Below are 25,154 nucleotides of genomic sequence, written 5' to 3' on the forward strand. Positions count from 1 at the left end.
GGCAATGTCGGAGGTGGCAGGGAGGATGGGTGCATGCCGGACGTCCTCGAGCGCTTCTCCCCCGCCACGCGCGCGTGGTTCGAGGGCGCGTTCCCGGCGCCGACCGCCGCCCAGGAGGGCGCCTGGTCGGCCATCTCGAGTGGAGCGCACGCCCTCGTGGTCGCTCCCACCGGCTCCGGCAAGACGCTCTCGGCCTTCCTCTGGGCGATCGACCGGCTCGTGCAGGGCCCGCCGCCGGAGGATCCGCAGCACCGCACGCGCGTGCTCTACGTCTCGCCGCTGAAGGCTCTCGGCGTCGACGTCGAGCGCAACCTCCGCTCGCCGCTCGTCGGCGTCACCCAGACGGCGCTGCGGCTGAGCGCCGAGGGCATCGGCAGCGCGCCGGCCACGGTCACCGTCGGGGTGCGGTCGGGAGACACGCCCGCCGCCGAGCGGCGCGTGCTGCAGAAGACGCCGCCGGACATCCTGATCACGACCCCCGAGTCGCTCTACCTCATGCTCACCTCGGCGGCGCGCGAGTCGCTCCGCGGCGTCGAGACGGTCATCGTCGACGAGGTCCACGCGGTCGCGTCGACCAAGCGCGGGGCGCACCTCGCCGTCTCCCTCGAGCGGCTCGACGCCCTGCTCCCGAAGCCGGTGCAGCGCATCGGCCTCTCGGCGACGGTGCGTCCGCGCGAGGAGGTGGCCCGGTTCCTCGCCGGCCGCTCCCCGGTCGCGATCGTGGCTCCGGCGTCCGAGAAGCAGTGGGACCTCAGCGTCGTCGTCCCGGTCGAGGACATGTCCGAGCTGGGGACGGCGGCTCCGCAGGACGGATCGACGATGGGGGCCACCGGTCCGCAGAGCGGGTCGATCTGGCCGCACGTCGAGGAGTCGATCGTCGATCGGGTCCTCGCGCACACCTCCTCCATCGTCTTCGCGAACTCCCGCCGCCTCGCCGAGCGGCTGACCGCCCGGCTCAACGAGATCTACGCCGAGCGCCGCGAGCTCGCCGCGGAGCGGGCGCGCGAGGCGGGCGAGCCCGTCGCCGTCGGGGCCCTGCTCGCCGAGGCGGCCTCCTCCTCCATCCGCCGCTCTCCGGCCGAGGCGATGGGAGCGGCCGGGGGCACGAGCGGCATCGGGCAGTCCGCGCCCGACGAGGAGCCGCTGCTCGCCCGCGCCCACCACGGCTCGGTGAGCAAGGAGCAGCGCGCGATCATCGAGGACGACCTGAAGTCCGGCCGCCTGCGCTGCGTGGTCGCGACCTCGAGCCTCGAGCTGGGGATCGACATGGGCGCGGTCGACCTCGTCGTCCAGGTCGAGACGCCGCCCTCGGTCGCGAGCGCCCTGCAGCGCGTGGGTCGAGCCGGCCACCAGGTCGGCGAGGTCTCGCGCGGGTCCTTCTACCCCAAGCACCGGGCCGACCTTCTCCACTCCGCCGTGACGACGGAGCGGATGCGCTCGGGCCTGATCGAGGCGATCGCCGTCCCCGCGAACCCGCTCGACATCCTCGCGCAGCAGACCGTCGCCGCGACCGCCCTCGAGAGCCTCGACGTGGACGACTGGTTCGACACCGTCCGCCGCAGCGCCCCGTTCGTGTCCCTGCCCCGCTCCGCCTACGAGGCGACCCTCGACCTGCTCTCGGGCCGCTACCCCTCCGACCAGTTCGCGGAGCTGCGGCCGCGCCTCGTCTGGGACCGCGACGCGAACACGCTCACCGGCCGGCCCGGCGCCCAGCGCCTCGCCGTCACCAGCGGCGGCACCATCCCCGACCGCGGGCTCTTCGGCGTGTTCATGGTCGGCGAGCCGGGCTCGACCGGCAACCGCGTCGGCGAGCTCGACGAGGAGATGGTCTACGAGTCCCGCGTCGGCGACGTCTTCGCGCTCGGAGCCACCAGCTGGCGCATCCAGGAGATCACCTACGACCGCGTGATCGTGACGCCGGCGTTCGGTGAGCCCGGGCGCCTCCCGTTCTGGAAGGGCGACTCGCAGGGGCGCCCCGCCGAGCTCGGCGAGGCGATCGGGGCGTTCACCCGCGAGGTGGGCGCCGCCGCCCCCGAGACGGCCCGCGAGCGCTGCACGGCGGCCGGGCTCGACGAGTACGCGACCAACAACCTCCTCTCCTTCCTCGACGAGCAGCGCCTGGCCACCGGGCAGATCCCGGACGACCGCACCCTCGTGCTCGAGCGCTTCCGCGACGAGCTGGGCGACTGGCGGCTGGTGCTGCACTCCCCGTACGGGATGCAGGTGCACTCGCCGTGGGCGCTCGCCATCGGCGCCCGCGTCCGCGAGCGGCACGGCGTCGACGGAGCGGCCATGGCCGGGGACGACGGCATCGTCGTGCGGATCCCCGACACGGAGTCGGAGCCGCCGGGCTCCGAGCTGTTCCTGTTCGAGCGCGAGGAGCTGGAGCAGCTGGTCACGAGCGAGGTCGGCGGCTCCGCCCTCTTCGCCGCCCGGTTCCGCGAGTGCGCGGCGCGGGCGCTCCTGCTCCCGAGGTACAACCCGGGCAAGCGCTCCCCGCTCTGGCAGCAGCGGCAGCGGGCGGCGCAGCTGCTCGACGTCGCCCGCACCTACCCGACCTTCCCGATCATCCTCGAGACCGTCCGCGAGTGCCTCCAGGACGTCTACGACCTGCCCGCGCTGCTCCGGCTCGCCGCGCGGCTGGACGGGCGCGAGCTGCGGATCCTCGAGGTCGAGACGCCGACCGCCAGTCCGTTCGCGCGGTCCATGCTCTTCGGCTACGTCGCGGCCTTCATGTACGAGGGCGACAGCCCGCTCGCCGAGCGCCGTGCCGCGGCGCTCTCGGTCGACGCGACGCTCCTCGGCGAGCTGCTCGGCCGGGCGGAGCTGCGCGAGCTGCTCGACCCGGCCGTCCTCGCGCAGATCGAGCGCGAGCTGCAGCGCGTCGAGCCCGAGCGCCGCCTCCGCGGGCTCGAGGGCGCCGCCGACCTGCTCCGGCTGCTCGGCCCGCTGACGCTCGACGAGCTCGGGGAGCGCCTGGTCGACGAATCGGTCGCCTCGGCGGACGTCGCGAAGGCGCCCGCGATCGAGCGCGCGGTGCTCGAGGCCGACGTGGCCGCGCTCGTGAAGGCCAAGCGCGTCCTGCCCGTGGGCCTCGGCGATGAGCAGCGGTACGCCGCGATGGAGGACGCCTCCCGGCTCCGCGACGCTCTCGGCGTGCCCCTGCCGATCGGCGTCCCCGTCGCCTTCATCGACCCGGTCCGCGATCCGCTCGGCGACCTCGTCGCCCGCTACGCGCGCACCCACGGCCCCTTCACCGCCGCCGCCGTCGCCACCCGCCTGGGCCTCGGAGTCGCGGTCGTCACCGACACCCTGCGCCGCCTCGCGGGCGAGCGCCGCGTCTCGGAGGGCGAGTTCCGCCCCACCGGCACCGGCACCGAGTGGTGCGATGCCGAGGTGCTGCGCCGCCTGCGCAGCCGCTCTCTCGCCGCGCTCCGCAAGGAGGTGGAGCCGGTGGACGCGGCCGCGTACGCCCGCTTCCTCCCCGCCTGGCAGCACGTCGGCGGCTCGCTCCGCGGTATCGACGGCGTGGCCTCCGTGATCGACCAGCTGGCCGGCGCGCCCATCCCCGCGTCCGCGTGGGAGTCGCTGATCCTGCCCGCCCGGGTGCGCGACTACTCCCCCGCGATGCTCGACGAGCTCACCGCGACCGGCGAGGTCCTCTGGGCCGGCGCGGGCACCCTCCCCGGCAACGACGGTTGGGTGAGCCTCCATCTCGCCGACACGGCAGGGCTGACCCTCCCCGTCCCCGCCGCCGAGTCCGTGACCCTGACCGAGCTCCAGCAGGAGATCGTCGGCGTGCTCGGATCGGGCGGCGGCTACTTCTTCCGCCAGCTCTCCGACGCGGTCGGCTCCACCGACGACGCGGGCCTCGTCGAGGCCCTGTGGGAGCTGGTCTGGGCCGGGCTCGTCACGAACGACACCCTGGCGCCGCTGCGCACCCTCGTCGGCTCGACCGGCGGCGCCCACCGCCAGCCGCGCGCCCCCGCCCGCGCCCGCGCGCCCCGGGGCCGGATGACCGCCCGCCCCACGATGGCCACCCGCGTGGGGCCGCCGACCGCCGGCGGCCGCTGGTCGATCGTGCCGCTCGCGGAGTCGGACGCGACGATCCGCGGGCACGCGCTCGGCGAGACGCTGCTCGAGCGGTACGGGATCGTCACCCGCGGCTCCGTGCAGGCCGAGGGCGTCCTGGGCGGCTTCGCCCTCGCCTACAAGGTGCTGAGCGGCTTCGAGCAGCAGGGCCGCGCCCGGAGGGGCTACTTCATCGAGAAGCTGGGAGCAGCGCAGTTCGGCACAGCCGGCAGCGTCGACCGGCTCCGCACGTTCGCCCCGCAGGACGAGGCGCAGGAGCGCTCACGACCGGTGCTCGCGCTGGCGGCGACCGACCCCGCCAATCCGTTCGGCGCCGCTCTGCCGTGGCCGCAGGGCGAGGGGCACCGCCCCGGTCGGAAGGCCGGCGCGCTGGTCGCCGTCGTCGACGGAGCGCTCGCGGTCTACCTGGAGCGCGGCGGCAAGACCGCCCTCACCTTCACCGCCGACGAGGCGGCCCTCGCCGACGCGGCCGGCGCCCTCTCGCAGCTCGTCCGCTCCCGCGGGGTCGAGAAGCTGACCGTCGAGAAGATCGACGGCGTCTTCGCGCTCGGCACGCCCTTCGGCGACGCCCTCGTCGCCGCCGGCTTCGTCGCGAATCCGCGCGGCCTGAGGATGCGCTCGTGAGCGCCGGAGGGAGCCCGCGTGCCCGAGGGTGACACCGTCTACCGATCCGCCCACAACCTCGCCGAGGCGCTGGACGGCGAGGTCCTGACCCGGTGCGACGTCCGCGTGCCGAAGTACGCGACGGTCGACCTCACCGGCGAGACGATCGACGAGGTCGTCCCCCGCGGCAAGCACCTGCTGATGCGGGTCGGCGACGCGCTGATCCACTCCCACCTCAAGATGGAGGGGAGCTGGCACCTCTACGCCCGCGGCGAGGGCGAGCGGCCGAAGTGGCACCGGCCGGCGTTCCAGGCCCGGATCGTCCTCGAGACCGAGGACTGGCAGGCGGTCGGCTTCGAGCTCGGGCTCCTCGAGATCGTCCCGCGCTCGGCCGAGGAGGACGTGGTCGGCTATCTCGGCCCCGATCTGCTCGGCGCCGACTGGGACGCGGACGAGGCGCTGCGACGCCTGTCCGCCGATCCGGAGCGGCCGATCGGGCTCGCGCTGCTCGACCAGCGGATCATGGCCGGACTCGGCAACGTCTACCGCGCCGAGCTGTGCTTCCTGCGCGGCGTGCTGCCCACGCGCCCGGTCGGCGGGAGCGGCGACCTCGTGCGCACCATCGCGCTCGCGAAGCGGCTCATCACCGTGAACCGCGAGCGGATCGAGCGCACGACGACCGGCAACCTGCGCCCGGGCCAGCAGCTCTGGGTCTACGGCCGCGACCGCAAGCCGTGCCGGCGCTGCGGCACTCCGATCGAGCGCGGTGAGCTCGGCGACGACGAGCTGCAGCTGCGGGTCACCTACTGGTGCCCGCACTGCCAGAGCTGAGGGGCTACTCCTCGACCGCGGAGCGGCGCCCGGGGACGTGCTTCTCGTGCACGCCGACGTCCGTCAGGCGCTCGATGCGGTCGACGTGGCGGCCTGGCTCGCCGCCGTCCGCGACGATCCAGCTGCCGACGAGGAGGAACCCGTCGCGGCCGCCGGCCGTCAGCGGGCCCGTGATCGTGAACGACCCGAGCGCCGGAGTCGAGAACGCCACGCGCACCGGGTCCCCGTGCTCGAGTCCCTCGGCCGAGCGCTCCCCGCCGACCTCGTCGGCGTCCGGAGCCAGGGCGATGCTCTGGATCTCGGTCCCCGTGCCGAGGAAGACGTCCGCGACGACGAGCTCGCCGCCGACGGCCTGGCGGACGACCCCCTCGATCCCGTAGAGGCCGTAGCGCGGGGAGCGGACGAGGACGCGCACCGAGTCGCCGATCGCGACCTCGGCGAGAGCACCGCGGATCGAGGCGACGTCCCTCCGCGCGGGAGGGGCGGACAGGGCGTCGAGGATCGGGCTGGGCATCCGATCAGGGTAGCCGCTCCGGGAGCGCACCCGCCCGGCGGATCGGCGGCGGATCCCGGGCGGCCGGGGCGCCGGGTCGCATCGGCCGCCGACGCCGCGCGCGAGCGGCAGAGCACCGGCCGGAAGGCTCCGGCACCGCGAGACCCCGGCACTGCGGCGACACCGGCACCGCCGGGAGACGCCGGTACTGCGGCAGGCGCAGTCACCGCCGGGAACGACGAAGGCCCCGCCTGAGCGGGGCCTTCGGACGATGCGGAGTCGGTGGGATTTGAACCCACGGAACCCAATAAAGGGTTCTCCACCTTAGCAGGGTGGTGCACTCGACCGGACTATGCGACGACTCCCGAGCGCCCGCTGGCGGACGCACGACGACCATCATAACCGCACGCGCGAGGGCCTCGCGACACGGGCGCCCGCCCCTCCGCGGGAGGGCGAGAAGCCCCCTACTGGTCCGACAGGGGCCGGCCGATGGTGCAGGTCTCCTGCTGCGCGGTCTGCCCGGAGACGTCGCTCGGAAGGGTGACCGGCCCGTCGGGTGCGCTCGTCGCGGGGGCGTCGGTCGCGGGGGCGTCGGTGGCCGGCGACTCCGTGGCCGCCGGAGCGTTGGTCGCCCCGGGCTCCTCCCCCGTCGACTGCGAGCCGCCGCCGGTGGTGCCGCTCAGCGCGATCGGCTGGTCGGCGAGGAGCGCCGCGTTCAGCGCCGCCGCCGCGTCCTCGCTGGGGTACACGCCGTTGCCGTCGATGAAGGTCGGGTACTGCACGAAGACCACGTTCGCGAGGTCGACGTCCTTCACCGCGAGGCCGATCGACACGAGGGTGTTCACGTTCTCGAGCGAGGTGGAGAGCTGCATGTTCGAGACGGCCGCCTTCGCGAGGCCGTAGAGGTTCACCGGGTTCGAGAGCGTCGACGCGCTCTTCACCTTGCGCACCAGCGATGAGAGGTACACCTGCTGGCTCGAGATGCGGGTGAGGTCGCTGCCGTCGCCGACGCCGTGCCGGGTGCGGAGGAACGCCAGCGCCTCGGCGCCGACGAGCGTGTGCGTGCCCGCGTCGAGGTTCAGCCCCGTGTACTCGTCCTGGATCGGGGTGGCGACGCAGACGTCCACTCCGCCGACCGCGTTCGACATCTCGATGACGCCCTCGAACTGGATGAGCGCCGCGTAGGGGATCTCGAGCCCGGTCAGCTGCTCGACCGTCTGCACGGTGCACGCCAGCCCGCCGGCCTCGAGCGAGGTGTTGATCTTCGCCGAGTCCACCGCGTCCGAGACGGCGCCGGTGGCCGGGTCGGTGCAGGAGGGGATCGGGACGTAGAGGTCGCGGGGGAAGCTGACGACCTCCACGGTCGAGTGGTCGGCCGAGATGTGCATGAGCATCGTGACGTCGTTGAGGTTCTCGGCACGCTCGCCGTAAGCCCCGGCGGCCGATCCGTCGGCGCTGTCGCTGCCGGCGAGCAGGATGTTGACGCCGCCCTCGATCGCCCCGATCTCGGGCACGTCGCCTCCGCCCGAGTCGATCCCTAGGTCGACGGACGGACGCGCGCTCCCGGCGATCAGCGAGGCGGCGATCGCCACGATGCAGACCGCGCTGAGCACGCCGACGCCCACGCAGGCCGCGAGGATCCGCGCGGCGAAGCGCACGCCGCTCGGGCGGCGCAGGCGGCCGTGCCGTGCTGCTGTGGTCCGGGTGGACGCGCGTTCGCTCATCGGGTCGTACTCTCTCTCGGCTGCGGGACGCGTGTCGTCCCGGAGTCAGCGCGCGAGGTGGAGAGCACCCGTGGTGCCGCCCGCCCTCGGCTCAGCCGAAGAAGCCGACCGAGCAGGTCTGCTGGTCGGCGCTCTGGCCGGTGACCGATTCTGGCAGGGCAACCTTGGATCCGTCCTCGGGAGTCGCTGCAGGAGTGCCGGGTGCCGCCTCGGCCGTCGCCAGCGGATCCGCGGTCGCCGGGCCCGACGGAGCGGCGGTGTCGGCCGGGGCCGCCGCCTCGCCCTCCACGGTCGCGCCGGCGCCCGTGCCGCCGGTGATGGCGATCGGCTGATCGGTCTGCAGGGCGCTCGCCAGGACGTCGCCCGCGGCGCGGTCCGGCTCCACTCCGCTCGGAGTCGCCCCGGTCGGGTACTGCGCGAAGACGACGTCCGCGAGGTCGACGTCCTTCAGCGCGAGTCCCATCTGGACCATCGTGTTCACGTTGTCGAGACCGGTCGAGAGCGTCATGTTGCCGAGCGCCGCCTTCGCGAGCCCGTAGAGCGCGACCGGGTTGAGGAGGGTGTCCGCGCTCTTGATCTGGCGCACGAGCGCCGAGAGGAAGACCTGCTGGTTGCTGATGCGGGTCAGGTCGCTGCCGTCGCCGATGCCGTGGCGGCTGCGGAGGAACTGCAGCGCCGCCATGCCCTCGAGCGAGTGCACGCCCGGCTCGAGGTAGGTGTTCGTGTAGGGGTCCGCGATCTCGGTCGCGACGCAGACGTCGACTCCGCCGACCGCGTTCGACATCTCGATCACGCCGTTGAACTGCACGACCGCGCCGTAGTCGACCCGGACGCCCATGAGGTCCTCGACGACCCCCGCCACGCAGCCGAGGCTGACGTCGCTGCCCATCGCCTCGTTGATCTTGGTGTCGTACCGAGCGGGGATCGTCTCACCCGTGGCGGCGTTCACGCACTCCGGGATGTCGACGTACATGTCGCGGGGGAAGCTCACGACCGTCGCGTTGCTGTGGTCGGCCGAGACGTGCATCAGCATGTTGACGTCGTTGAGGACGCTCGTCTCCTCGTCGGGGTCGCCGTAGGCGTCGCCCTGGCCCTTCCGCGAGTCGCTGCCGACGACCAGGACGTTGAAGCCGCCCTCCAGTGCGCCGATCTCCGGGGCGCCTCCTGCCTCGACGCTGGAGCCGGCCGCGACCGGGTGAAGGTCGACCGAGGGCTGCACGGACTGGACGATCAGCGTCGCCGCGATCGCCACCACCGACACCGAGGCGACCACACCGACACCGCCCACGAGGGCGGCTCCCTTCACCAGGGTCCGCGCGAGGGTGTGCCGCTTCTGGCGGCCGTGCCGCACGAAGGGGCGCGGCGTGCGCGGAGTGTCGCGAGTCTGTGTCGAAGGGCCCGTGCGGCGCATCCGTCTCCCGGTGTCGAGGCGTCAGTGGTGCGGAGGTGAGGGCCGGGCGTCGATCCCGGGCGTCGCGCAATCCTATACAGAGGGCTGGCGCGTTCCGAAGGAGAGCGGGCAGGCCTCCGTCGTCGCGCGCCAGGACGGGCGTCGGAAGGCGCCGGCGGGAAGCGACGCGAAGAACGGGACTCCGTGGCGGAGGGCGTGGGATTCGAACCCACGAGACGTTTCCGCCCACCAGTTTTCAAGACTGGCTCCATCGGCCGCTCGGACAGCCCTCCCAGCCGCTCCCGCAGGAGCGACACCCGATAGTAACCGCCGAGCGCGCGGGACCGTGGTCAGCGCAGCGCCGAGAGCGCGACCGCCACGCCGTCCTGGTGGACCGAGGGGATCACGGCGGAGGCCACGGCCCGCACCTCGTCGGGCGCCTGGCCCATCGCGAGCCCTGCGCCCTCGGCGGCGGCCCAGGTGAGCATCTCGATGTCGTTGCGGCCGTCGCCCAGCGCGACCACGTCGCTCCGCTCGATGCCCAGCTCCTCGCGGACGACCTCGAGCGCGGTGGACTTGTTGACGCCGTGCGGGGCGATGTCGAGCCAGGCGGTCCAGCCGATCGCGTAGCTGACCTGGTGCAGGCCCATCTCCTCGACCAGAGAGGTGAACTCCTCGATCCCGGTCTCGGGCGAGATCACGACGACGCGGGTGCACAGCCGGCCGAGCAGCTCCTCGAAGGGGACGTGGGTCGTCTCGGCACCCATCACGGCACCGCCCGGGAACGCCTCGGTGTAGAAGAAGGCGCCGTCCGCGTCCTCGACGGCGTAGTGCGCGTCGGGGAGGGAGCGGCGGATGGTCTCGAGGACCTCCGTCGGGTCGAAGGTCTCGACCGTCTCGGGGACGTAGGCACCGGACGCGTCGCGGCGGAGCGTGACCGCTCCGTTGCAGCAGATCACGTACTCGGGCGAGATCCCGAGTTGCTCGACGACCGGCAGGGTGGAGGAGGGAGAGCGCCCGGTGGCGAGCATCACCTCGTCGCCCTGGGCGGCCACGCGGGTGATCGCGTCCGTCACCGCGCGGGTGATGGTGCCGTCCTCGTGCATGACGGTGCCGTCGATGTCGAGGGCGACGAGGCGGCGGCCGGAGGCGCGGGCCGCGCTCATGCGACGGGCTCGAGCACCTCGAGGCCGCCGAGGTGGGGCTGCAGCGCCTCGGGGACGAGCACCGAGCCGTCCGCCCGCTGGTGGGTCTCGAGGAGGGCGACGATCCAGCGGGTGGTCGCGAGCGTGCCGTTGAGGGTGGCGACCGGAGCCGTCCTCCCCGACTCGGTGCGGTAGCGGGTGTCGAGGCGGCGGGCCTGGAACGTGGTGCAGTTCGAGGTCGAGGTCAGCTCGCGGTAGGTCTCCTGCGTGGGGACCCACGCCTCCACGTCGAACTTGCGCGCCGCGCTCTGGCCGAGGTCGCCGGCCGCCGTGTCGATGACGCGGTAGTGCAGGCCGAGGCTCTGCAGGACGTCCTCCTGGTACGAGAGGAGGCGCGCGTGCTCCGCCTCGGCGTCCTCGGGGAGGGTGTAGACGAACATCTCGAGCTTGCTGAACTGGTGCACGCGGATGATGCCGCGGGTGTCCCGTCCGCCCGAGCCCGCCTCGCGGCGGTAGCAGGTGCTCCAGCCCGCGTAGCGCTTCGCGCCGCCGGAGAGGTCGAGGATCTCGTCGGCGTGGTAGCCGGCGAGGGCGACCTCGCTGGTGCCGGTGAGGTAGAGGTCGTCGTCGCGGAGGCGGTACACCTCGTCGTCGTGCTCGCCGAGGAAGCCGGTGCCGTCCATGATCTCGGGGCGCACGAGGGTGGGCGTGATCAGCGGAGTGAAGCCGGCGGCGAGCGCCTTCTCGAGGCCCAGGTTCATCAGGGCGATCTCGAGGCGGGCGACCAGGCCCTTGAGGAAGTAGAAGCGCGCGCCGCTGACCTTCGCGCCGCGCTGCATGTCGATGCCGTCCAGCAGCTCGCCGAGCTCGAGGTGGTCGCGCGGGGCGAAGTCGAAGACGGGGCGCTCGCCGACCGTCCTGACGAGCTCGAACGACTCCTCGCCGCCCGCGGGGACGCCCTCGATGATCGGGTTGGCGATGCGCTTCACCAGCACGGTGAAGGCGTCGTCGGCCTCGGACGCCTCCTGCTGTGCCTGCTTGGCGGCGGCGGCGAGGCGCTGGGCCTCGGCGACGAGCGCCGCCTTCTCGTCCTTCGGAGCCTTGGCGACGGTCTTGCCGAAGGCGTTCTGCTCGGCCCGGAGCCGCTCCGCCTCGGTGATCGCCGCACGGCGCACGCGGTCGGCCTCGAGCGCCTCGTCGACCAGCTCGACGGAGTCGCCGCGCGCCTCCTGCGAGCGCTTCAGGACGTCCGGGTTCTCGCGCAGAAGTACGGGATCAATCACCCCAGCAGTGTAGAGGAGGGCCGGGACGGGCCGCCGCCCGCGCGTACCCCCGGGGCCGGCTGAGCATCGGCCGCGAGGAGGCATCCGATCGCGCGGACGGCTGCGAATCTGAGTCATCCCCCGAGAACGTCCCCCCGCGTTCGACACCCCTGCTCCCCTGAAGGCTCTCCCATGCACGCCACCCCCCTCATCGACGCGACCCCCGGCGTCGTCCTCGAGCGCGACGGCTCCGTCGCCCGGATCACCCTCAACCGCCCCGACGCCCTCAACGCGATCGACCTCGGCACCGCGCGACTGCTGCTGAGCACCGTCGCCGACCTCGACGCCGACGCCGGCTGCTCCGTCATCGTGATCGCCGCGGCCGGCCGCGCGTTCTGCACGGGCGGCGACATCTCGGCGATCATGGGGTCCGAGCACCCGGACCACTATCTGCGCGACGTCGCGACCACGACCGCCCAGGTCATCCGCCTGCTCGAGGACAGCCGCGCCGTCGTCGTCTGCGCGATCGACGGCATGGTCGCGGGCGCCGGCATCGCCTTCGCTCTGGCCGCCGACATCGTGATCGCGACTCCCGCCGCACTCTTCCTCAGCGCGTACGGCGACGTCGGGCTCGTCCCGGACGTCGGAGTCACCGCCGCGCTCCCCCGCGTCGTCGGCCGCCGCCGCGCGCTGGACTTCGTGCTGTCCGGCCGCCCGGTCCGCGCGGCCGAGGCGCTGGAGTGGCAGCTCGTGACCGAGGTCGTGCCGCGCGCCGACCTCGCCGGTCGCGTCGACGAGCGCGTGCGCGCCCTGGCGGCGAAGCCGGCGCACGTCGCGTCCGCCGCCCGCCGCCTCCTGCGCACCGACCCGCTCGACCGCGCCGAGCGCATCGTCGAGGAGACGGACACCCTGGTCGAGTTCCTGGCGGTCCCCGCCACGCGCACGCTCCTGGACGCCGAGCACGAGCGCCAGGCCCGCCGCGCCGCCCGGGCGACCGCCTCGCTCTGACCCGGCGCGAGCGTCCTCGACGCCGCTCCGGCCCCGGGCCGGGCGGACGTCCGCCCGGCGGCCCACGGATCGGCCGGGCGTTCCCCTCCGATCTCGGCTACGGTGGTCCCCGCGAAGGGGAGTAGTTCCCACCGTCCGCCGAGCGGACGACGAGGCGCGTCGACATGCTGGTCCGGGACGATCCGGGCCCGGCGCTCCACCCCGGCTCCGGCCGGGGCGAACGAGACCTTCGGTCAGTCGACGCACGTCCTGACCGGTCCTCTCGCGCGGGTCGGCGGACCTGAGCCAGGAGATCGCATGGCGACCACCGCCCCCACCCCCAGTCCCGCCCAGGTGCGCCGCTGGCGCCGCTACCTCGCCGACGAGCTCGCCGAGGCCTCCGTGTACCGCGACCTGGCCGGCCGCCGCTCCGGCGAGGAGCGGGAGATCCTGCTCGCGCTCGCCGTGGCCGAGGGCCGCCACGAGGAGCACTGGCGGGAGCTGCTCGGCTCCGCGGCGGAGCCCGCGCCCCGCCCGGACCTCCGCACGCGCTTCCTCGGCTTCCTCACCCGCCGCTTCGGCTCCGTGTTCGTCCTCGCCCTGATCCAGCGCGCCGAGGCCCGCTCCCCCTACGCCGACGACGACGATGCCACCGAGGCGATGGCCGCCGACGAGCGGATCCACGGCGAGGTCGTCCGCGGGCTCGCCGAGCGCGGTCGCAACCGCCTCTCCGGCACGTTCCGCGCGGCGGTCTTCGGAGCGAACGACGGCCTGGTCTCGAACCTCGCCCTCGTGCTCGGAGTGGGAGCGAGCGGAGTCGGGACGGGCGTCGTCCTGTTCACGGGCATCGCGGGCCTGCTCGCCGGCGCCCTCTCGATGGGCGCGGGCGAGTTCGTCTCGGTGCGCTCGCAGCGCGAGCTGCTCTCGGCCTCCAGCCCGGACCTCGACGCGAACCGCATCGTCCCCGACCTGGACGTCGACGCGAACGAGCTCGCCCTGGTCTACCGCGCTCGCGGGATGACCCAGGAGCAGGCCGACGCGCGTGCCGCCTCCGTCTTCACGGGCCTGCGCGGCGGCGCCGTCACCTCCCCCATCACGCTGGGCGGTCCCGCAGGAGACCCCGACGTCGACGAGCACGAGTCGATCGGCACGGGCATGGGCGCGGCGCTGTCGAGCTTCTGCTTCTTCGCCTCGGGCGCGATCATCCCGGTGCTGCCCTACCTGCTCGGCCTGACGGGGCTCGCCGCGGTGGTCGTCGCCTGCGTGCTCGTGGGCATCGCCCTGCTCGCCACCGGCGCGGTCGTCGGGCTGCTCTCGGGCGCCCCGCCTCTGGCCCGGGCGCTGCGCCAGCTCGGGATCGGCTACGGCGCGGCCCTGGTGACCTACCTCCTCGGCCTGCTCTTCGGCGCGTCCGGAGTCTGAGCCTCGGCCTCGAGGAGCTGCGCGGACTCGCCCGGCTCCTCGGCGCGGGGCCGCACGACGACGCCGCGCCACCGCAGCGCGGCCACTCCGACCGCCAGCAGCAGCGACGCCGGCAGGCAGCCCAGCAGGGGGATGCAGGAGTAGTAGAGGAGCTGCCGCTGGATCCACGCGGGCGAGGGCACGTCGGAGTCGCCGTAGTAGGGCGGAGGCGGCGAGGAGTAGCCGGTGTAGAGGAGCGCGAGGCCGATCAGGGTCCCCGCGAGGCCGGCGAGCAGGAGCACGAGGAGCCACGGGTTCCGCAGCAGGGGCGCCTCGCGCACGGGCTCGGCGGGAGCAGCGGGAGCGGGGTCGGCGGCCGGCTCCGGCAGGGGCGCGGTCTCGGCGCCGAGGCGGTGCGACCGCCGGCCCTCGGCGGCTCCGGCGATGTCGGGCAGGGCCATGATGCGGCGCGGTCCGGGCACGGACGAGGAGCCGGGGCGGACCACGCGCGACTCCGGGAGCGCGGGACGAGCGGCGGACCCGGACGTGGCGGCGGGAGCGCCGGGGGCGGCACCCGAGCCGGGCCTCGCGAACGCCCGCTCGTCGCCTCTCAGACGCTCCACCGGTCCCGAGAACCCGCGCTGGAAGGCCGGGTCGTAGCGCGGGTCGACCCGTTCGTCGTCGTCAGTCATCGTCGCGACCCGTCATCGTCGTCCCCGGTCATCGTCGACCTCCGGCTCGTGGGAGAGGATCCCGCGCAGCCAGTCGCGGGCCTCGAGGAACACCTCGTCGTCGTAGCGTCGCACGGAGGTGACCGGGCGGCGGTCAGCGCGCGGATACGAGCCGAGGAAGATCACCTTCGGGCTGAAGCGCCGCAGCCCCATCAGCGCGTCGGCGACCCGCTCGTCCTGGACGTGCCCGTCGAGGTCGATGACGAACCGGTACCGGCCGAGGGCATCGCCGATCGGCCGCGACTGGATCATGCTCAGGTTCACCCCGCGGGTCGCGAACTGCTCGAGCATGTCGAGCAGGGCGCCCGGCTGGTCGGCCGGGAGCTCGGCGATCACGCTGGTCTTGTCGGCGCCGGTCGGCTCGGGCAGCGCGTGCGAGCGCGAGACGTGCACGAAGCGCGTGACGGCGTTCGGATTGTCGCCGATCCCCTCCGCCAGCACCGCGACGTCGTGGTGGGCGACGATCCCGGGAGGGGCGATGGCCGCGTCCGCGGGAGATCCGCCCAGCAGGTCGACGGTGGCCTGGACGTTGCTGGAGGCCGGCAGGTGCTCGTGGCTGGGGATCTCACGGTCGAGCCACACCCGGCACTGCCCGTAGGCGACGGGGTGCGCGGCGACGGTGCGCACCTCCTCGAGGCTCTTCCCCGGGCGGCCGACCAGGATGAACGACACCGGCACCAGGTACTCGCCGACGATGCGCAGCCCCGGGATCCGCGCCAGTGCGTCCTGCGCGGCCGTCACTCCGCCCTCGACCGAGTTCTCGATCGCGATCACCGCGCCGTCGCTGCGGCCGGTGACCAGATCGCTCAGCGCCTCCCCCACGTTCGCGACGCTGCGCCACAGCTGTCCGCGCGCCTCCGGGACCTGCGCGAGGGCCGCCTCCGTGAACGTGCCGCTGGGCCCGAGATAGCTGTAGGCACGGGTCTCGGGGGCGCTGTCGGGCATGGCGCAAGCCTAGCCAGCCGCGGTACCCCTGGAGGGGGCCGGACTGCCACTATGGACCGCATGACCGATCGCGCAGGGAAGCCGGCACAGGCCTCCGATCTCATCGACGTCGAGGCCCTCGTGAGGGCGTACTACGAGAAGAAGCCGGACGTCTCCGACCCGGCTCAGAAGGTGGTGTTCGGCACCTCGGGCCACCGCGGATCCTCGTTCGACACGGCCTTCAACGAGGACCACATCGCCGCCGTCACCCAGGCGATCGTCGAGTACCGGACCGAGCAGGGCATCACCGGCCCGCTGTTCATCGGCGCCGACACGCACGGGCTCTCCCGCCCGGCCCTCACCACCGCCCTCGAGGTCCTGGTGGGCAACCAGGTCCGCGTGCTCGTGGACGAGTTCGACGACTTCGTGCCGACCCCGGCGCTCAGCCACGCGATCCTCCGCTACAACAACGACCCCGCGCACACCGACCGGGCCGACGGCATCGTGGTCACCCCCTCGCACAACCCGCCCCGCGACGGCGGCTTCAAGTACAACCCGCCGCACGGCGGCCCCGCCGACTCCGACGCGACGACCTGGATCGCCGACCGGGCCAATGAGCTCATCGCCGACGGCAACCGCGGCGTGACCTCGGCCGAGCCCTCCGCGGTCGAGACCTACGACTACCGCACGCACTACGTCGCGGACCTGGCGAACATCATCGACCTCGACGCGATCCGGAAGGCCGGCGTGCGGATCGGGGCCGACCCCCTCGGCGGCGCCTCCGTGCACTACTGGCAGCTGATCGCCGAGATGCACGGCCTCGACCTGACCGTGGTGAACGGGGAGGTCGACCCGGCCTGGGGCTTCATGACCCTCGACTGGGACGGCAAGATCCGGATGGACCCGTCCTCCCCCAGCGCGATGGCCTCGGTGGTCGCGCGCGCCGGCGACTTCGACATCCTCACCGGCAACGACGCCGACGCGGACCGGCACGGCATCGTCACCCCCGACGGCGGGCTGATGAACCCCAACCACTACCTGGCCGTCGCGATCGACTACCTCTACCGCCACCGCACCGGCTGGCGCGAGGACGCGGCGATCGGCAAGACGCTGGTCTCCTCCTCGATCATCGACCGGGTCGCGGAGTCGCTGGGCCGGCGCCTCTGGGAGGTCCCGGTGGGCTTCAAGTGGTTCGTCCCCGGGCTGGTCGACGGCTCGGTCGGCTTCGGCGGCGAGGAGTCCGCGGGCGCCTCGTTCCTCCGCTTCGACGGCACCGTCTGGACCACCGACAAGGACGGCATCCTCCTCGCGCTGCTCGCCTCCGAGATCGTGGCGGTCACCGGGAAGAGCCCGTCGGCGCTCTACCGCGAGCTGACCGAGCGCTTCGGCGACCCGGTCTACGAGCGCGTGGACGCGGTGGCGACGAAGGCGCAGAAGGCGGCCCTCGGCAAGCTGGACGGCGACGCGATCGCGGCGACGACCCTCGCCGGGTCCGAGATCACCGCGAAGCTCTCGAAGGCGCCCGGCAACGGCGCGGCCGTCGGAGGCGTCAAGGTCGTCACCGAGGACGCCTGGTTCGCCGCGCGCCCCTCCGGCACCGAGGACGTCTACAAGATCTACGCCGAGAGCTTCCGCGGCCTCGACCACCTGCACGAGGTCCAGGCCGAGGCGCGCACGATCGTGGACGCGGCGCTGAACTCCTAGGCGCTGCGCTCAGTCGCCCGAGAAGGCTCGTTCCCGACCAGGAGAACGAGCCTTCTCGGGCGACTCAGCGGCGGTGAGGAGGGGGCCGGCTACCAGCGCGGGTGGACGGTGGGGCGGAAGTGGGTGTCGTAGAGGGCGTTCACGGCCTCCATGAAGGCGGGGCCGAGGGGCGCGGCGGAGGCGGCGGCCGCGTTGGCGCGGGCCTGCTCGGGCGAGCGGGCGCCGGGGATCACCGAGGTGACGCCCTCCTGCTGGATGATCCAGGCGAGCGCGGCCGCCGCGGGGGCGAGGCCGTGGTCGTCGGCGAGGCGGGAGAACTCCTGCGCGGCCTCCACGCCGGTCGCGAAGTCGACGCCCGAGAAGGTCTCGCCGACGTCGAAGGCGGAGCCGTCGCGGTTGTAGCTGCGGTGGTCCTCCGGCGCGAACACGGTCTCGGTCGTGTAGCGGCCGCTGAGCAGGCCCGAGGCGAGCGGGACGCGCGCGAGGATGCCGACGCCGGCCTCGCGGGCGGCGGGCAGCACCTCGTCGAGCGGCTTGAGGCGGAACGCGTTCAGGATGATCTGGACGCTCGCGACGTTCGGGCGGGCGATGGCGGTCAGCGCCTCCTCCGTGCGCTCGACCGAGACGCCGTAGGCGGCGATCGCGCCCTCGGCGACGAGGGTGTCGAGGGCGTCGTAGACGGCGTCGTCGGAGTAGACGGAGGTGGGCGGGCAGTGCAGCTGCACCAGATCGAGGGTGTCGACGCCGAGGTTGGCGCGCGAGCGGTCGGTCCAGGCGCGGAAGTTGTCGAGCACGTAGTTGGCGGGAATCTGCTCCGCGCGACGGCCCATCTTGGTGGCGACGAAGACCTGCGCGTCGGGGTGCGCCGCGCGGTAGGCGCCGATCGTCCGCTCGCTGCGGCCGTCGCCGTAGACGTCGGCGGTGTCGAAGAGGGTCACCCCCGACTCCACCGCTGCGTCGAGCACGGCGAGGGCGTCGGTCTCGGCGACGTCCCCCCAGTCGGCACCGAGCTGCCAGGTTCCGAGGCCGACGACGGAGACGGGGGCGCCGGTGCGTCCGAGGATTCGAGTTTCCATGCCCCCACCGTAGGTGCGGCCGAGCCCGCGGCGGACCCCCTTGCGCGTGCTCTAACGTCGAGGGCATGCCCCTCCTCGTGCTCGGAAGCGCCAACCTCGACCACGTCCACCGGGTCGCCCGCATCCCCGCTCCCGGAGAGACGGTGCTCGCCCTCGACGCGAGCACCTTCCCGGGCGGCAAGGGACTCAACCAGGCCGTCGCGGCCGCACGGACCGAGCCCGGCACCGTCTTCGTCACGAGCCTCGGACGCGACTCGGCGGGAGACCGGCTCGCCGCGGTCCTCGGCGAGGAGCCGCTGGAGCTGCGCGCCCGCCGCGGCGACGTCCGCACCGGCACCGCGCAGATCACCGTGGACGAGCGCGGGGAGAACGCGATCGTCGTCGACTCCGGAGCGAACGCCGCCCTGGTCGGGCTGACCGGAGAGGAGTCGGCCCTGGTGGCGGCGGCCGACGCCCTGCTCATGCAGCTCGAGATCCCGACGGCGACGGTGACGGAGGCGGCCCGCGCCGCGCGCGCCGGCGGCACGGTGTCGATCCTGAACGCCGCCCCGATCGGCCCGCTGCCGGAGGAGCTGCTGGCGGTGCTCGACGTGCTGATCGTCAACGAGCACGAGGCCCGCGAGCTCGCCGCCGATCGCGGCATCACCGCCACCGACGACGACGCGCTCGCCGCCGCCCTCACCGCGCTGGTGCCGCTCGTGCTGGTCACCCTCGGCTCCGACGGCGTCGTCGTGGCGGTCCGCGACCGCGAGCCGGTGCGCACCCCGGCCTTCCGGGTGGAGGCCGTGGACACCACCGGCGCCGGGGACACCTTCTGCGGCGCCTTCTCGGCCCGGCTCGCCGCCACGGGAGCACGGCTCGACGATCCGGAGCAGCTGGTCGCCCTCTCCCGCTGGGCGAGCGCGGCCGCGGCGATCTCGGTCACCCGCGCCGGAGCGGCGGTGTCCGCGCCGACGGCGGCCGAGACGGACGCGTTCCTCGCCGAGCGCGCTTGAGGGGGAAGCTCCTCAGGGAGGACGGAGCGGACACCGACCCCGGGCGGCCCGGAGCACCGTCGCTCCGGTCGGCACGGTGCACTCCGGAGGAGGGAAGCTGGGACCGCTCGGCCCGGCTCCGCTCCTCGCGGCGGGGCGTCCAGTCCTGCGGACAGCCGCGCCCGCTCCCCGATCCGGCTAGTCGATCGCGGCGACCCGGACGGTCACCCGCGGCCGCAGCTCCGGATGCACCCGGACGCACCACTCGCGCACCGCGGCTCCGATCGCGCGCGCCACGTCCGGCGCGGACGCCTCCGCGGTCACGCAGAGGTCGACGGCCACGGACACCTCGTCCCCCGCGACGCGGACCAGGACCGGATCGGCGAACGTGCCGCCGCTCGCGGTGCCCAGCGGCTCGACCACGATCCCGGTCGCGCTCAGCGCCGTCGCCGCATGCGCGAGCACGTCGCGCACCTCGGGCCTGGCCGGCATCAGGGTCGCGACGCCGTCCAGGGCGCGCAGCCCCGCAGCGAGCGCGGACACCGGATCGACCGGGGCCGCCGCCTCGAGGCCGCTCACGACTCCTCCGTCCCGGGGACGTAGACGTCCTCCACGCGGACGTCGATCCTCGACACCCGCAGCTCGGTCTGGGTCAGCAGCCGCGAGTGCACGCGCTCGCGCACCTGCTGGGCCGCCTCGGCGATCGGCACCCCCCAGAAGACCGAGATCGTCAGCTCCACCACGACCTCCGCGCCCGGCTCGGCGATGTCGCCGACCAGGCGGCAGCGGCCGACCAGCACGCCGGCGACGCTGTCGCCCGCCTCGCGCACGAGTCCGCGGACCGCTCCCTCGGTGATCGTGAGCGCCACGTCGGGCTGGACGCTCGCCAGCGGGATGTCGCGTCCGGCCCGCGACTCGCGGCGCACCTGGGTGAGGATCGAGCCGAACCAGCTCTCCTCCGGCGCGGGCAGGCGTGCGGCGTCGTCGTCGATGAGCGCGCCGGAGAGGGCGCGCACGCGCTCGAGGGCGCGCAGAGTGCGCCGGTGCTCCGGCGACTCCTCGATGGCGGGGTCGTACGGAGTGCGCCCGCGGTCGAGGTAGTCACTCAGCTCGTCGATGCCGATGCCGTCGCCCTCCTGCTCCGTAGCGTCCGCCTCCTGCTCGAGCGCGGGCGGCAGCACGACGTCGTGCTCCCCCGCGCGCTTCGGCCCGTCGCCGGGACCCTGGTCCGCGTTCATCGCGTCTGCTCCCTCATCGCCAGTCCTCCATCGCCACGACCAGCGACTCGCGCGCTCGGGCCAGCTTGCCCCGCACGGCGGTCACCGTGAGACCGAGGTGATCGGCGATCTCGTTGTACGACTCCCCGCCGACCTCGCGCAGCACCCAGCACTGCCGCTGCGACTCCGGCAGCTCGGACAGGGCGTGCGCGAGAGCCCGCATGGCGTCGCTCTGCTCGGCGGCCTCGAACGGGCCGGGCTCTCGGGCCGGGGGATGCTCCACGGCGTCGACGTCGTCGGTCGGGCGGCGCTGGCGCAGCAGGTCGACGCTGGAGCGGCTGACGATCCGCATCATCCAGCTGCGCACGCTCGCCGGCTCCTTGAGCTGCGGGAGCTGCGCCCAGACCGTGATCAGCGCGTTCTGCACGGCGTCGGAGGCGTCGGCCTGCGAGCCGGTGAGGCGCCAGGCGTAGGCGCGGAGGATCGACTGGTGCCGCTTGACGAGCACCTCGAAGGCGCGCACGTCGCCCTCGGCGGAGCGCTCGGCGAGCAGCGCGTCGCTCGCCGCTTCCAGTCCGGGCACGGCGCCTCCTCCCTCTCCGCTCACGCGGCCTCGGGCCGCCTCTCAGGTGACGCTCAGGAAAAAGTCCACCGAGCACCGTGACGAACGCCGTCCGGGCTCCGTCTCACTCATGAAAGCACAGCCCGACCGGATTTCCGCCGGGCCTTCGACCCCGGTCTGCTCAGCAACGGCAGCCGATGAGACGTCCAGGAGACCTCATGAGCGACACCACGCGCACCCCCTCCACCACCCGCGTCGACAAGACCTCCGTCGACACGGTCACGAGCCTCGGCGGCTCCCGGACCTCCGGCACCGCCCAGGGCACCACGGTCATCGACGACAGCGTCGTGGCCAAGGTCGCCGGCATCGCGGCCCGCCAGGTACCCGGCGTCTTCGCCCTCGGCAACAACGCCGCCCGTGCCTTCGGCGCGATCCGCCAGGCCGTCGGCGGTGCCGACCACGCCCAGGGCGTGAGCGTCGAGGTCGGCGAGACCCAGGTCGCGGCCGACGTGACCATCGTCGTCGAGTACCCCGTGCCGATGCAGAAGGTCGCCGACTCCGTCCGCGCCGCCGTCTCCGAGGCCATCACCGAGCTGGTCGGCATGGCCGTCTCCGAGATCAACGTCGCCGTCGTCGACGTGCACATCCCCGGCGACGACAAGGACGACGAGGCCACCGAGAGCCGCGTCCGATGAGCGACTTCCAGCGCCCCGCGCCCACCGCCCCCGGCGGCCGCAGCACCGTCCTCGGTGTCGTGGTCGGCGCGATCCTCGCCTTCGCGGCCCTGATGTTCGGCTTCTGGGGCTTCGTCCTCACCGCCCTCTTCATGGCCCTCGGCGTCGTGATCGCCCGCATCGCCGACGGCACCCTCGACGTGCGCAGCCTCGTGGACGTGTTCCGCGGCCGCACCACCTCCCGCTAGGAGCCCACTGTGACCGCTCTCGACACGCGTCCCGCATCGCCGGTGGCGGGCACCGTCACCATCAGCGTCCGCTCCATCGAGCGCGCCGCCGTGGCGATCGTCCACGAGGAGCTGGGCGTGGAGGTCTCCGCGATCCGCGTCCGCCTCTCCGACGACCGGGGCGGCCTCGCCCTCGCGGTGATCGCGCCGGTCGTCGTCGAGCCGGGCTCCGCCCCGGCCGGCGGCTCCCTGCTCGAGCGCCTGCACGGCGACCGCACCCGCATCGCCTCCCGCATGGAGGCGCTGACCGGGCGCACCGTCAGCCGGATCGACATCCGGGTCACGGGCACCCGCACCCGAAGCACGAGGAGAGTCGCATGAGCCCCGCACCGTCGGCGCCCGACACCCGCTACAGCCGCTACCTCCGTCGCGAGACCCACAAGTCCCGCTCCGCCGCGCAGATCGTCGTCCTGGTGCTCATCGCCCTGGTCGCGGCCTACGTCGGCACGGAGGCGGTGCTCGCGATCCTCGGCGCCGCGCCCCTGCTCGCCGCACCGTCCGCCCTGCTGGGCGCGATCGTCGGAGTCGCGTCGCTGGCGAACCCCGCCCTCATCGGCGTGGCCGTCGGCGCGGGCGTCCTCGCTCTGGTCCTTCTGGTGCTCGCACTGGCGCCCGGGGCCCGGGCCCGCCACACCGTGGACGACGACCGCCTCGCCGTGGTCGTGGACGACGGCGTGATCGCCTCCTCCCTGGCTCGGGCAGCCCGCACGGCCGCCCACTCCCGCCGCGAGGACACCCGCGCCTCGCTCGGCCGGCGCACCGCACTGGTCGAGGTGACCCCCGCCTCCGGCATCGCGGTCGACCGCGACGCCGTGCAGAGCGCCGTCGACGAGGAGCTCGCCCGCATCGGCGCGAAGCCCGCCCCGCGCTCCACCGTCCGCGTCTCGACCTCCGGGAGGATCTGATGACCACGAGCAACCGCTTCGTCAACCGGCTCGTCCTGCTCGTCGTGGGCCTCGTGCTCGCGCTGGTCAGCGCCGGAGCCGTCCTGATCGCCGTCTCGCAGCCGGTCCGCGACTCCGTCCTCTCCTTCGCCGACGGCGAGGGCGCGGCCCTGGTCTCGCGCCTCTCCCCCGAGGAGGGCACCGCTTGGAGCGATGCCGCCGTCCTGTGGCCGCTCTACGCCGTCGTCGGGATCTGCCTCCTCGGCATCGTCCTCGCGCTGGTGATGGCCTTCGCCCACGGTCACGGCCGCACCGGCACCGTCCTCCGCGACGAGGCCGAGGGCACGCCCGCCGGAGGGATCGAGATCGCGACCGGCTTCGCGGAGGACGTCCTCGAGACGGCTCTCGCCGGGCGGACGGAGCTCCTCGACGTCACGGTCGCGGCCTACCGCCACGGCTCCGAGACCGCGCTGAAGGTGCGCGTCCTCCCCCGCGGCGGGGTCTCGCCCCGCACCGTGGTCGACGCCGTGCACCAGGAGGTCGACGCTCTCGACACTCTCCTCGGCGCCCGCCTGCCGGTCCTGCTCGAGGTCGCCTCGAGCGCCCGGGCCGGCTTCTCCAAGGAGGACCGGGTCGCCTGACCCCGGTCCCGCAGCTTCCCCGGCGCCCGCCGGCGGATGGTCACACCGAACAGAAGGAGCCCCTCATGGGTGCAGACGACAAGATCCGCAACGCAGCCGAGAACCTGGTCGGCAAGGCCAAGGAGGCCGTCGGCAAGCTGACGGACAACGAGCGCCTCGAGGCCGAGGGACAGGCCGACCAGACCAAGGCCCACACCAAGAAGGTCGGCGAGGACGTCAAGGACGTCTTCAAGAAGTGATCTGACCGGAACCTCGACGGGGCCGTCACCGCATCAGCGGTGGCGGCCCCGTCGTCGTGCGTGGAGCGGGTGCGTCGAGCGTCAGACGCCCCAGAACATGATCCGGCCGGCGGAGGCCGCGTCGATGCTCTGGTCGTGGTTGTCGGCGGTGTGCGAGGAGTAGAGGATCCTGTCGCCGTCGACGCTGGTCACGACGCCCGTGTGGTCCCAGTCGCCCGAGCCGTCCCAGTCGAACTGGACGATGTCGCCCGGCTTCACCCGGCTCCGCTCGGAGTCGGGGATGGCGGTCGCGCGCTCGGGGTGCGCGGCGAGGTAGGCGTTGAACGCTGTCGACGACGCCCAGGCGGAGCTGTAGCCGCCGGAGGAGGAGTAGCTCCACTCGCCGTCCATCTCCCAGCCGCGGGCGATCAGCGACTGCGAGGTGAAATTGACGCAGTCGTTGCCCGAGATCACGCCGTACTGGGCCGAGTTGTAGTCGTTCCAGTAGGTGGAGAGGTAGTCGAGCTGCGAGGCCAGGCGGCTCGCGTCCAGCGCGGCCTGGGCCTTCGCGGCCTCGATCGCCGGGTCGGGCGTGTAGGCGAAGGTGATCGCCGAGGCGACGACCTTCGTGCTGGCGAGCACGCCGGTCGCGGCGGGGCTGGGAGTGGCGGTCGCGGTCGGGGCGGCGAGGTCGGTCGAGGCCTCGGCCGTCGTGCCCTCCGCGGCGCCCGACGTGTCGACGGCCGGCTGCACCGCGTCGGCCGGGGTCCCGTCGACGGTGACCGCCGCGGCGGAGTCGGTGACCGCGTCGAACGTGATGGCCTGACCGTCGGCGTCGAAGAAGGCGACCGGGACCTCGCCCGCTGCCTCGCCGTCGGCCGGAGGGGCGGTGACCGTGATCTGGTCGGGGTTGTCGACCGCGACGCTGCCCTCGGCCTCGCCGAAGCGGACGGTGGCGACCGAGTCCAGGTTCGATCCCTCGAGCGTCACGCTCGTGCCGCCGGCGACGGTGCCGGAGGTGGTGGAGACGGAGCTGAGGACGACCCGGGCGGAGGCGGTGGTCGCGGGGAGCACGGCGACGCTGGTCGAGGTCGGAGCAGCGGACGGCGTCGCGGTGGCCGACTCGGCCGAGGAGCCGGTGCCGACGGTGAGGCTCAGGCTCGACGCGACGGCCACGACGACGAGCCCGCCGGAGACGGCGAGCGCCAGCGTCCGCGGGGACGGGCGGAAGAAGGAGGCCCCGCGGCGGGCGGGCGCGGTGCGGAGCCGGTGCCCCTCCGCTTCGCGGCGGTCGCGGCGGGACGAGAACGATCCCTCCGGGGCGGGGTGCACCG

General features: G+C 73.8%; 24 protein-coding genes and 2 tRNA genes. 12 read left to right on the plus strand and 14 right to left on the minus strand.

The genetic code is table 11. From position 1 onward, the window contains the following. The first annotated feature begins 33 nt into the window (after positions 1-33). The gene (locus tag C5C10_RS09865) at positions 34-4,716 is read left to right on the plus strand and encodes an ATP-dependent helicase (RefSeq protein WP_104329137.1); all 4,683 of its coding nucleotides are present in this window, start codon (positions 34-36) and stop codon (positions 4,714-4,716) included. An 18-nt stretch (positions 4,717-4,734) separates the two neighbouring features. After that, entirely contained in the window at positions 4,735-5,526 is a 792-nt protein-coding gene (locus C5C10_RS09870) for a DNA-formamidopyrimidine glycosylase family protein (protein WP_104226773.1), read from the plus strand. A 4-nt stretch (positions 5,527-5,530) separates the two neighbouring features. On the opposite strand, the gene C5C10_RS09875 is transcribed toward C5C10_RS09870, so the two are convergent. The 7 genes from C5C10_RS09875 to serS form a co-directional block, all read right to left on the minus strand. Beyond that, the gene (locus tag C5C10_RS09875) at positions 5,531-6,040 is read right to left on the minus strand and encodes a hypothetical protein (protein ID WP_104233937.1); all 510 of its coding nucleotides are present in this window, start codon (positions 6,038-6,040) and stop codon (positions 5,531-5,533) included. Positions 6,041-6,293: 253 nt separating this feature from the next. After that, positions 6,294-6,384 (minus strand) — tRNA-Ser (locus C5C10_RS09880). Between the two features lie 99 nt (positions 6,385-6,483). Beyond that, the gene (locus tag C5C10_RS09885; protein WP_104226775.1) at positions 6,484-7,743 is read right to left on the minus strand and encodes an LCP family protein; all 1,260 of its coding nucleotides are present in this window, start codon (positions 7,741-7,743) and stop codon (positions 6,484-6,486) included. A 91-nt stretch (positions 7,744-7,834) separates the two neighbouring features. After that, positions 7,835-9,049 carry an LCP family protein gene (locus C5C10_RS09890; protein WP_258060525.1) on the minus strand — a complete coding sequence of 405 codons (1,215 nt, stop codon included), beginning with the start codon at positions 9,047-9,049 and terminating at the stop codon, positions 7,835-7,837. Positions 9,050-9,338: 289 nt separating this feature from the next. Continuing rightward, positions 9,339-9,426: transfer RNA gene (locus C5C10_RS09895), tRNA-Ser, on the minus strand. A gap of 57 nt (positions 9,427-9,483) precedes the next feature. Further along, positions 9,484-10,299 (minus strand): HAD family hydrolase, encoded by an 816-nt coding sequence (locus C5C10_RS09900; RefSeq protein ID WP_104329139.1) that lies wholly within the window; start codon positions 10,297-10,299, stop codon positions 9,484-9,486. Then, positions 10,296-11,561 (minus strand): serine--tRNA ligase, encoded by a 1,266-nt coding sequence (serS, locus tag C5C10_RS09905; RefSeq protein WP_104329140.1) that lies wholly within the window; start codon positions 11,559-11,561, stop codon positions 10,296-10,298. Before serS ends, C5C10_RS09900 begins: the two co-directional genes overlap by 4 nt. Positions 11,562-11,732: 171 nt before the next feature. Between serS and C5C10_RS09910 the strand changes: the two genes are divergently transcribed. Together C5C10_RS09910 and C5C10_RS09915 are read left to right on the plus strand one after the other, a co-directional pair. Continuing rightward, complete coding sequence (locus C5C10_RS09910) at positions 11,733-12,548, plus strand: enoyl-CoA hydratase/isomerase family protein (protein ID WP_104238091.1); 816 nt, start codon at positions 11,733-11,735, stop codon at positions 12,546-12,548. A 297-nt stretch (positions 12,549-12,845) separates the two neighbouring features. Beyond that, positions 12,846-13,949: a VIT1/CCC1 family protein gene (locus C5C10_RS09915; protein WP_104224963.1), complete on the plus strand. Its 1,104-nt coding sequence runs from the start codon at positions 12,846-12,848 to the stop codon at positions 13,947-13,949. On the opposite strand, the gene C5C10_RS09920 is transcribed toward C5C10_RS09915, so the two are convergent. Further along, positions 13,910-14,620, minus strand: a complete 711-nt coding sequence (locus C5C10_RS09920; protein ID WP_104329141.1) for a hypothetical protein — start codon at positions 14,618-14,620, stop codon at positions 13,910-13,912. The two genes, C5C10_RS09915 and C5C10_RS09920, sit on opposite strands and share 40 nt — an antisense overlap. A 12-nt stretch (positions 14,621-14,632) precedes the next feature. Beyond that, entirely contained in the window at positions 14,633-15,604 is a 972-nt protein-coding gene (pheA, locus tag C5C10_RS09925; protein ID WP_104329142.1) for a prephenate dehydratase, read from the minus strand. Positions 15,605-15,664: 60 nt separating this feature from the next. Here pheA and pgm point away from each other — a divergent pair, with 60 nt between their 5' ends. Then, positions 15,665-17,287, plus strand: coding sequence for a phosphoglucomutase (alpha-D-glucose-1,6-bisphosphate-dependent) (gene pgm / locus C5C10_RS09930; RefSeq protein ID WP_104226793.1), 1,623 nt, complete (start codon positions 15,665-15,667; stop codon positions 17,285-17,287). A gap of 89 nt (positions 17,288-17,376) precedes the next feature. On the opposite strand, the gene C5C10_RS09935 is transcribed toward pgm, so the two are convergent. Continuing rightward, positions 17,377-18,363, minus strand: a complete 987-nt coding sequence (locus C5C10_RS09935) for an aldo/keto reductase (RefSeq protein WP_104226781.1) — start codon at positions 18,361-18,363, stop codon at positions 17,377-17,379. A gap of 65 nt (positions 18,364-18,428) precedes the next feature. On the opposite strand from C5C10_RS09935, the gene C5C10_RS09940 reads away from it, so the two are divergent. Then, positions 18,429-19,358, plus strand: a complete 930-nt coding sequence (locus C5C10_RS09940; protein ID WP_104329143.1) for a ribokinase — start codon at positions 18,429-18,431, stop codon at positions 19,356-19,358. Between the two features lie 177 nt (positions 19,359-19,535). Here C5C10_RS09940 and C5C10_RS09945 read toward each other — a convergent pair whose 3' ends face one another. The 3 genes from C5C10_RS09945 to C5C10_RS09955 are packed head-to-tail and all read right to left on the minus strand — an operon-like array spanning position 19,536 to position 21,137. Next, entirely contained in the window at positions 19,536-19,916 is a 381-nt protein-coding gene (locus C5C10_RS09945; RefSeq protein ID WP_104329144.1) for a hypothetical protein, read from the minus strand. Further along, complete coding sequence (locus C5C10_RS09950) at positions 19,913-20,575, minus strand: Asp23/Gls24 family envelope stress response protein (RefSeq protein ID WP_104329145.1); 663 nt, start codon at positions 20,573-20,575, stop codon at positions 19,913-19,915. The genes C5C10_RS09945 and C5C10_RS09950 overlap by 4 nt, the downstream gene beginning before the upstream one ends. A 13-nt stretch (positions 20,576-20,588) precedes the next feature. Continuing rightward, the gene (locus C5C10_RS09955) at positions 20,589-21,137 is read right to left on the minus strand and encodes an RNA polymerase sigma factor (RefSeq protein WP_104224956.1); all 549 of its coding nucleotides are present in this window, start codon (positions 21,135-21,137) and stop codon (positions 20,589-20,591) included. Positions 21,138-21,334: 197 nt separating this feature from the next. Between C5C10_RS09955 and C5C10_RS09960 the strand changes: the two genes are divergently transcribed. From C5C10_RS09960 to C5C10_RS09985, 6 genes are all read left to right on the plus strand, one after another. Further along, the gene (locus tag C5C10_RS09960; protein ID WP_104226785.1) at positions 21,335-21,811 is read left to right on the plus strand and encodes an Asp23/Gls24 family envelope stress response protein; all 477 of its coding nucleotides are present in this window, start codon (positions 21,335-21,337) and stop codon (positions 21,809-21,811) included. Beyond that, positions 21,808-22,038 (plus strand): DUF2273 domain-containing protein, encoded by a 231-nt coding sequence (locus C5C10_RS09965; protein WP_104224954.1) that lies wholly within the window; start codon positions 21,808-21,810, stop codon positions 22,036-22,038. The genes C5C10_RS09960 and C5C10_RS09965 overlap by 4 nt, the downstream gene beginning before the upstream one ends. A 9-nt stretch (positions 22,039-22,047) precedes the next feature. Further along, on the plus strand, positions 22,048-22,398 hold the full coding sequence (locus tag C5C10_RS09970) for a hypothetical protein (RefSeq protein WP_104329146.1): 351 nt from the start codon (positions 22,048-22,050) through the stop codon (positions 22,396-22,398). Continuing rightward, complete coding sequence (locus C5C10_RS09975; RefSeq protein ID WP_104226787.1) at positions 22,395-22,982, plus strand: DUF6286 domain-containing protein; 588 nt, start codon at positions 22,395-22,397, stop codon at positions 22,980-22,982. The genes C5C10_RS09970 and C5C10_RS09975 overlap by 4 nt, the downstream gene beginning before the upstream one ends. Beyond that, positions 22,982-23,602: a hypothetical protein gene (locus tag C5C10_RS09980; RefSeq protein ID WP_104283206.1), complete on the plus strand. Its 621-nt coding sequence runs from the start codon at positions 22,982-22,984 to the stop codon at positions 23,600-23,602. Before C5C10_RS09975 ends, C5C10_RS09980 begins: the two co-directional genes overlap by 1 nt. Before the next feature lie 65 nt (positions 23,603-23,667). Further along, a complete protein-coding gene (locus C5C10_RS09985) occupies positions 23,668-23,841 on the plus strand; it encodes a CsbD family protein (protein ID WP_104226788.1) in 174 nt (57 codons plus the stop codon). A gap of 81 nt (positions 23,842-23,922) precedes the next feature. Here C5C10_RS09985 and C5C10_RS09990 read toward each other — a convergent pair. Next, a partial coding sequence (locus tag C5C10_RS09990) for an amidase domain-containing protein (RefSeq protein ID WP_146082150.1) occupies positions 23,923-25,154 on the minus strand: 1,232 nt, incomplete at its 5' end.

It is taken from the genome of Rathayibacter sp. AY1A3 (genome assembly GCF_002930975.1).
Lineage (GTDB): Bacteria > Actinomycetota > Actinomycetes > Actinomycetales > Microbacteriaceae > Rathayibacter.